Source organism: Actinocorallia lasiicapitis (assembly GCF_054778695.1).
Genome location: NZ_BAAGZI010000346.1, coordinates 1 through 6,360, shown reverse-complemented (window position 1 = coordinate 6,360; position 6,360 = coordinate 1). Strand labels below are relative to the sequence as shown.

The 6,360-nt window shown below is 69.0% G+C and carries 8 protein-coding genes and 1 pseudogene; 1 reads left to right on the top strand and 8 read right to left on the bottom strand.

The features are described 5' to 3' along the window. The 8 genes and pseudogenes from ACYVE7_RS27050 to coaD all read right to left on the bottom strand — a co-directional run. A partial coding sequence (locus tag ACYVE7_RS27050; RefSeq protein WP_460368438.1) for a chromosome segregation SMC family protein occupies window positions 1-2,124 on the bottom strand: 2,124 nt, incomplete at its 3' end. 147 nt (window positions 2,125-2,271) lie between these two features. After that, complete coding sequence (locus tag ACYVE7_RS27045) at window positions 2,272-2,457, bottom strand: hypothetical protein (protein WP_460368436.1); 186 nt, start codon at window positions 2,455-2,457, stop codon at window positions 2,272-2,274. A gap of 183 nt (window positions 2,458-2,640) precedes the next feature. Further along, window positions 2,641-2,916, bottom strand: a complete 276-nt coding sequence (locus tag ACYVE7_RS27040; protein WP_460368434.1) for an acylphosphatase — start codon at window positions 2,914-2,916, stop codon at window positions 2,641-2,643. Then, complete coding sequence (gene mutM, locus ACYVE7_RS27035; RefSeq protein ID WP_460368432.1) at window positions 2,909-3,787, bottom strand: bifunctional DNA-formamidopyrimidine glycosylase/DNA-(apurinic or apyrimidinic site) lyase; 879 nt, start codon at window positions 3,785-3,787, stop codon at window positions 2,909-2,911. Before mutM ends, ACYVE7_RS27040 begins: the two co-directional genes overlap by 8 nt. A gap of 54 nt (window positions 3,788-3,841) precedes the next feature. Continuing rightward, a pseudogene (gene rnc, locus ACYVE7_RS27030) lies at window positions 3,842-4,498 on the bottom strand (ribonuclease III); the annotation flags it as partial. 209 nt (window positions 4,499-4,707) lie between these two features. Next, complete coding sequence (rpmF, locus tag ACYVE7_RS27025) at window positions 4,708-4,884, bottom strand: 50S ribosomal protein L32 (RefSeq protein ID WP_460368430.1); 177 nt, start codon at window positions 4,882-4,884, stop codon at window positions 4,708-4,710. A 5-nt stretch (window positions 4,885-4,889) separates the two neighbouring features. Further along, complete coding sequence (locus tag ACYVE7_RS27020) at window positions 4,890-5,324, bottom strand: YceD family protein (protein WP_460368428.1); 435 nt, start codon at window positions 5,322-5,324, stop codon at window positions 4,890-4,892. A gap of 210 nt (window positions 5,325-5,534) precedes the next feature. Then, window positions 5,535-6,026 carry a pantetheine-phosphate adenylyltransferase gene (gene coaD / locus ACYVE7_RS27015; protein ID WP_460368427.1) on the bottom strand — a complete coding sequence of 164 codons (492 nt, stop codon included), beginning with the start codon at window positions 6,024-6,026 and terminating at the stop codon, window positions 5,535-5,537. A 133-nt stretch (window positions 6,027-6,159) separates the two neighbouring features. Between coaD and ACYVE7_RS27010 the strand changes: the two genes are divergently transcribed. Further along, a partial coding sequence (locus ACYVE7_RS27010) for an RsmD family RNA methyltransferase (protein WP_460368425.1) occupies window positions 6,160-6,360 on the top strand: 201 nt, incomplete at its 3' end.

Sequence of the window (6,360 nt, the reverse complement as noted above, 5' to 3'; positions counted from 1 at the left end):
GTCGGCCTCGGCGACGGCCGCGGCCTCCAGGGCCTCGGCGGTCAGCTCGGTGGACTCCTGGGCGTCGGCGAGGGCGGCGACGGCGGCGTCCAGCGTGGAGCGCATCTGGAGGAGGCCCTGGCCGCCCGCCGATCCGCTCTGCGCCCAGTGCGCGCCGAGCACGTCGCCGTCGCGGGTGACGGCCGTCAGCTCGGGCGATCCGGCCACGACACGTCCGGCGGTCTCCAGATCGGCGACGACCACATGGCCGTCCAGGAGGTGGGCCATCGCGTCGGACAGGTGGGCGGGGACGGTGATCAGCTCGGTGGCCCAGACGGCTCCCGCCGGAGGCTCGCCCCGTCCAGGACCGGCCGGACGGGCGGGCGCGCCGATGACGAGTCCGGCGGCGGCGCCTTCGGCGCGCAGCAGGCGCAGGGCTGCGATCCCGGTGTCGAACGAGGAGAGCACGATCGCCTCGGTGGCCGCGCCGAGCGCGGCGGCGATCGCGGTCTCGGCCCCCGCCTGGACGGTCAGCAGGGACGCGAGGGTGCCGACGATCCCGTCCAGATCGGAGGTGGTGAGGGTCTCGGCGCCGTCGGCTGCGGTGCCGAGCGACAGTTCGAGCGCTTCGATCCTGGCCTGGAGCGCGGTGAGGTCCTTCTGGGCGCGGTGGTCGGCCGTGCGGGCGGCGGCGACCTGGTCGCGGGCGGCTTTCAGGTTCTGCTGGGGCTGCGCGACGGCGGCGCGGGCGGTCGAGGCTGCGTCCTTGGCGGCGGCCAGGGCCTCTTCGGCGATCTCCAGATCCAGCGCGAGCCGCGGGTCGGTGCTGTTGGCGGTCTCGAAGGCGTCGGCTTCGGCCTGGGCGGCTTCGGCGCGGTCCTCGGCGGACATGCGGGCTTCGACGAGCCGGCCGATCTCGGCTTCGGCCGCTTGGAGGCGGCTGCGCACGGACTCGACCTGGGAGCGGAGCCTGGCGAGCGCTTCGCGACGGTCGGTGGCGGCCTTGGCGGCCTGCTGGAGCCTGCGGTCCTCGGCGGCGAGCGCGCCTTCGGCTCCGGCCCGCTCCTGGACGGCTTCCTGGAGCGCTTCCTGTGCCTCTTCGAGTTTCTCGGTGAGGATGTCCTCCTGCGCGCGGATCTCCTCGGCTTCGCGCTCCAGCTCTTCGGGGTCCCGCCCGAACCGGTCCTCCTCGACGACCTCGCTGGTGTTGCGGTGCCGTTCGGCGGCGAGATCCGCCAGCCCCCGCAGCCTCTCCTTGAGCGAGGAGAGGCGGAAGAAGGTCTCCTGGACGAGCATGAGGACGGGGGCGGCCTCGGCCGTCTCGGCGTCGAGCTGCTCCTCCCGGTTCTGGGCCGTGGTGAGGGCCTCTTCGACCTCGGTGCGGCGGCGGCGCACGGACGCCTCGTCCGCGGCCTCCTGGTCGATCTTGGTGCGGAGGGTGAGGAGGTCGTCGGCGAGCAGCCGGAGTTTGGCGTCGCGGAGCTCGGCCTGGATCACGGCGGCCCTGCGGGCGATCTCGGCCTGCTTGCCGAGGGGTTTGAGCTGGCGGCGGAGCTCGGAGGTGAGGTCCTGGACGCGGGTCATGTTGGCCTGCATCGCGTCGAGCTTGCGGAGCGCCTTCTCTTTGCGTTTGCGGTGCTTGAGCACGCCCGCGGCCTCTTCGACGATCGCCCGCCGGCCTTCGGGGCCCGCGTTGAGCACCTGGTCGAGCTGGCCCTGGCCGATGATGACGTGCATCTCGCGGCCGATCCCGGAGTCCGACAGCAGATCCTGGACGTCGAGGAGGCGGCACGGGTCGCCGTTGATCGCGTACTCGGACGAGCCGGACCGGAACATCAGCCGGCTGATCGTCACCTCGGAGTAGTCGATCGGCAGGGCGCCGTCGGTGTTGTCGATCGTGAGGACGACTTCGGCGCGGCCGAGCGGGGCGCGGTTGGAAGTCCCCGCGAAGATGACGTCTTCCATCTTGCCGCCGCGCAGCGACTTGGCGCCCTGCTCCCCCATCACCCAGGCGAGCGCGTCGACGACGTTGGATTTGCCGGAGCCGTTCGGGCCGACCACGCAGGTGATGCCGGGCTCGAACTTCAACGTCGTGGAGGAGGCGAAGGACTTGAACCCGCGCAGCGTCAGGCTCTTGAGGTACACGCGCGGCCGTCCCCCTCCCCGAGCGCCCAGCGTGCGGGCGCCGAAAACACAGTGGGCAGCACCTTACCGCTGGCCAGGGAGCCCGCCGTCATGAAATGACAAAAGGGACGCCTGCTAAGACGTCCCTGATCTGTCGTGAACCAGCGCTCAGGCGAGCGCGGGCTCGCGGTCCGCGTGCACGGGTCCGTCCTCGGACGAGACCAGTGCATCGTTTTCTTCCTGGAGCCGAACCAGTTCGGCTTCCAGATCCCGAACACGCCGCTGCAGACGCCGCATCTCGGCGACCATCCGAGGGTCGGGACCGCCGACGTGGCCGAGTAGAGCCTTCGCCATGATTGAGGGTCCTCCACGCTGAGTAACCAGCAGAGATCACACTTCACCCTTGATGTGGATGGAGTGCGTTATCGACTCTTCCAGAGTCGCACCGGCCGGTGTGTCGGTCAAGCCGTACATCACAGACCCGTAACAACCTTGCTCCACTGAGTTTAGCAGGTTGAGCGGAGAATACCCAGCGGGTCATCTTTCTACGAAACCGAGTACGTTACCGCGCGGCTCGCTCCAGCGCTCGGTTACACCGGCGACACGCCCTGGAGTCCCTTTGGAACGCAACAACTCCAGGAGTTTCTCGCAATTCTCCCGCGACCCTTCGGCATTGACCTCGACCCTGCCGTCCCGCAGATTGGTCGCCGATCCGACGAGCCCCAGCTCCAGGGCGCGCGCCCGGGTCCACCACCGGAATCCGACGCCCTGCACCTCGCCCCGCACCCAGGCGGTCAGCCGCACGTCAGCCAACGGACCGCACGCCGCGCGGCCGCGGCTGGCACACCGGGCAGGAGTAGGACGACCGGTTCATGAAGACTTCACGCCGGATCGGCGTCCCACATCGGCCACAGGGTTCGTCGCGACGGCCGTAGGCGTTCAGCGACCGCGCGAAGTAGCCGCTGTCCCCGTTGACGTCGACATAAAGGGCGTCAAAGGAGGTTCCGCCGACGTTCAGTGCCGCCGCCATGACCTCGCGTGACGCCTGGAGCAGAAGGGAGACCTGAGGCCCGGTGAGTTTCGCCGTCGGCCGTTCTCCGTGCAGTTTGGCGTGCCATAGCGCTTCGTCGGCATAGATGTTGCCGACCCCGCTGATCAGTGACTGATCGAGGAGCGCCCTTTTAATACCTGTTTGTCGTTTTTTCAGCGCTCGTTGGAACGCTTCGTCGTCGAAGACCTTCTCGAACGGGTCCGCCGCGATATGCGCGATGACCTCGGGAACGGGCGCTTCATCGCCGTGCGGATCGGCTTGCAGCTCCGACACCATCAGATGGCCGAAGGTCCGCTGATCCACGAAACGCAGATCGGGGCCGCCGTCGGTGAAGGTCAACCGGACCCGCAGATGCTTCTGGCGCTCGGCGTCGGCCGCGCCGACCAGCAGCTGGCCGCTCATGCCCAGATGCGCGAGCAGCGCGCCCTCGCCGAACGGCACCCACAGATACTTGCCGCGTCTGCGCGGCGGCTCCAGCGTGCGGCCGACGAGCCGGGCGGCGAAGTCGTCGCCGCCCGCCAGATGCCGGCGCACCGCGCGCGGATGGTCGACCGACACCGTGGCGACGGTACGGCCCGCCGTCCAGGTCTCCAGACCGCGCCGGACCACCTCGACCTCGGGCAGCTCCGGCATCTAGGCGCCTTCGGGCTTGACGGCGGCGAGCTCGGCGCGGATCTCCGTCCAGGCGGCCTCGGCGGCCTTCTGCTCGGCCTCCTTCTTCGACCGGCCCTCGCCCTGACCGTAGGAGGACGAACCGACCCGGACCGATGCGCGGAAGGTCTTCTGGTGGTCGGGCCCGCTCTCGGTGACGACGTACTCCGGCACGCCCAGGCCCTCGTCGGCGGTGAGCTCCTGGAGCGAGGTCTTCCAGTCCAGGCCCGCGCCGAGGTTCGCCGACTGGGCGATCAGGCCGTCGAACAGCCGGTGGACCAGCGCGGACGCCTCGTCCAGCCCGAGGTCGAGATAGACGCAGCCGATCAGCGCCTCGAGGGTGTCGGCGAGGATCGAGGCCTTGTCCCGGCCGCCGGTGCCCTCTTCGCCGCGGCCCAGCCGGATGTGCGCGCCCAGGTCCAGACCGCGGGCGACCCCGGCCAGCGCCCGCATGTTGACGACCGCGGCGCGCAGCTTCGCGAGCTGCCCCTCGGGCAGGTCAGGGTGGCCCCGGTACAGCGTGTCGGTGACGACCAGGCCGAGCACGGAGTCGCCGAGGAACTCCAGCCGCTCGTTGGTGGGCAGCCCGCCGTTCTCGTAGGCGAACGAGCGGTGGGTGAGAGCGCGCTCCAGCAGCTCGGGGCTGAGCTTCAGGGCGATGCGCTCTTCAAGATCACTGGTGGGGACGGTCATGCACGGCTCCTCGCTGGTCGACCGCTGATCGCGGGTACACGGCGAGACCACCCGCTGGCGTCCCAGAAAGCGAGGTACGCGCCGGGAGCTCGATTTCCGGCGTACACCACGACCCTGGGGCGTCAGACGATCCCGCCCTCTGGATACGGCTGCGGGGGCGCGATCGCACGGTGAAGTGCGACCCGCCCCCGAGACCGTTGAGATCAGCCTCAGGCCGTCTCGACGACCTGACGCTTGTTGTAGACGCCGCAGGTCGAGCACGCCACGTGCGGCAGCTTCTGGTCGCGGCACTGCGGGCACTCGACGAGCGCCACGGCCTGCGTCTTCCAGGCGGAGCGACGGTGGCGGGTGTTGCTGCGGGACTTCTTCCGCTTCGGGACGGCCATGATTCCTAGCCTTCTTCTTCTCGTGTTTCGATAAGGCCCTGCAGCGCCGCCCACCGGGGGTCGGCAGCGTCGTGCGAGTGGTCGGGACCGGCGTCCGCCAGCCGTACACCGCACTCCGTGCAGAGGCCGGGACAGTCGTCCTGGCACAGGGGGGACAGGGGCAGTGCGAGCACCACCGCGTCCCTGAGCACCGGTTCAAGATCGAGGAGATCCCCGTCAAGACGGTGTTCGTCCTCGTCGGCGGTCGAACCCGAACGGGTGTCGACGTAGACGAAGAGTTCCTGGAACTCCACTTCCATGTGGAAGTCGAGTCCGTCCAGGCAGCGTGCGCACTCGCCCTGGATGGGCAGGTCCGCCGTGCCCGAGACGAGCACGCCCTCCATCACCGACTCGAACCGCAGGTCCAGCTCAAGTTCGGCGTCCTTGGGAACGCCGACCATCTCGACGCCTAGACCTTCCGGTGCCGGTACGGAGACGACCTGTTCCTTCATCGACCCCGGACGCCGGCCCAGCGTGTGCGTATCGAGCACGAGGGGCCGTTTGGGATCGAAGCTGGACAGGACTACTCCCCTGGTACTCAGGCATGGACAGATCGCCACGTCAGGCATGGCCGAACGCCAAGGATACCGGTCAGCGGGGGTTAGCCCAACTCAGTCGTCTTTCAACCGCTCGATGAGCCGCTGGTGGACGAGTTCCGGGACCAGTCCCGAGGCGTCTCCCCCCCACTTTACGACCTCCTTCATGAGGCTGGACGACAGGAAGGAGTAGTCGGGGGCCGTCGCCATGAAAAGGGTCTCCACGCCCGACATGCGGTGGTTCATCTGGGCGATCTGGAGTTCGTAGTCGTAGTCGGTGACGGCCCGCAGCCCGCGGACGATCACCGGGATGTCGTGGGACTTGCAGTAGTCCACGGTGAGGCCGCGGAAGGAGTCGACGGTCACATTGCCGTACTCCTTGGTGACCTCGCGGATCAGGTCGACCCGCTCCTCGACCGTGAACAGGCCTCGCTTGGCGAGGTTGATCGAGACCATCACGATCACCTCGTCATAGAGCCGGGAGGCCCGGCTGATGATGTCGAGATGCCCGTTGGTCACCGGGTCGAAGGAGCCCGGACAGACGGCACGGCTCGGTTTTGAATCCATCAGTGGCCCTTACCCTTCGGCTTCGAACGGCGCGACGGTACCAAACCCCTGCTCGTGGTCACTTCAGCGCCCCACGATCGCGACCATGATCAGACGGGAAGGAGACACTTCCGGGCGGGGGAGAATGGGTTTCATGACGAGGGTGATCGCGGGTGTGGCCGGGGGGCGCCGGCTGGTGACGCCGGAAGGCCGGGACACCCGGCCGACGGCCGACCGGGCCAGGGAAGGGCTGTTCTCGACGGTCCTGTCGCTGCTCGGGCCGCTGGACGGGCTGCGGGTCGCCGACTTCTACGCCGGTTCGGGGGCGGTCGGGCTGGAGGCGCTGTCGCGGGGC

Excerpts from the sequence above, each read along its gene's own strand:
- ACYVE7_RS27045 (WP_460368436.1), bottom strand. The coding sequence starts at position 2,457 with ATGGCGAAGGCTCTACTCGGCCACGTCGGCGGTCCCGACCCTCGGATG.
- mutM (WP_460368432.1), bottom strand. The coding sequence starts at position 3,787 with ATGCCGGAGCTGCCCGAGGTCGAGGTGGTCCGGCGCGGTCTGGAGACC.
- rpmF (WP_460368430.1), bottom strand. The coding sequence starts at position 4,884 with ATGGCCGTCCCGAAGCGGAAGAAGTCCCGCAGCAACACCCGCCACCGT.
- ACYVE7_RS27020 (WP_460368428.1), bottom strand. The coding sequence starts at position 5,324 with ATGGTCGGCGTTCCCAAGGACGCCGAACTTGAGCTGGACCTGCGGTTC.
- coaD (WP_460368427.1), bottom strand. The coding sequence starts at position 6,026 with ATGGATTCAAAACCGAGCCGTGCCGTCTGTCCGGGCTCCTTCGACCCG.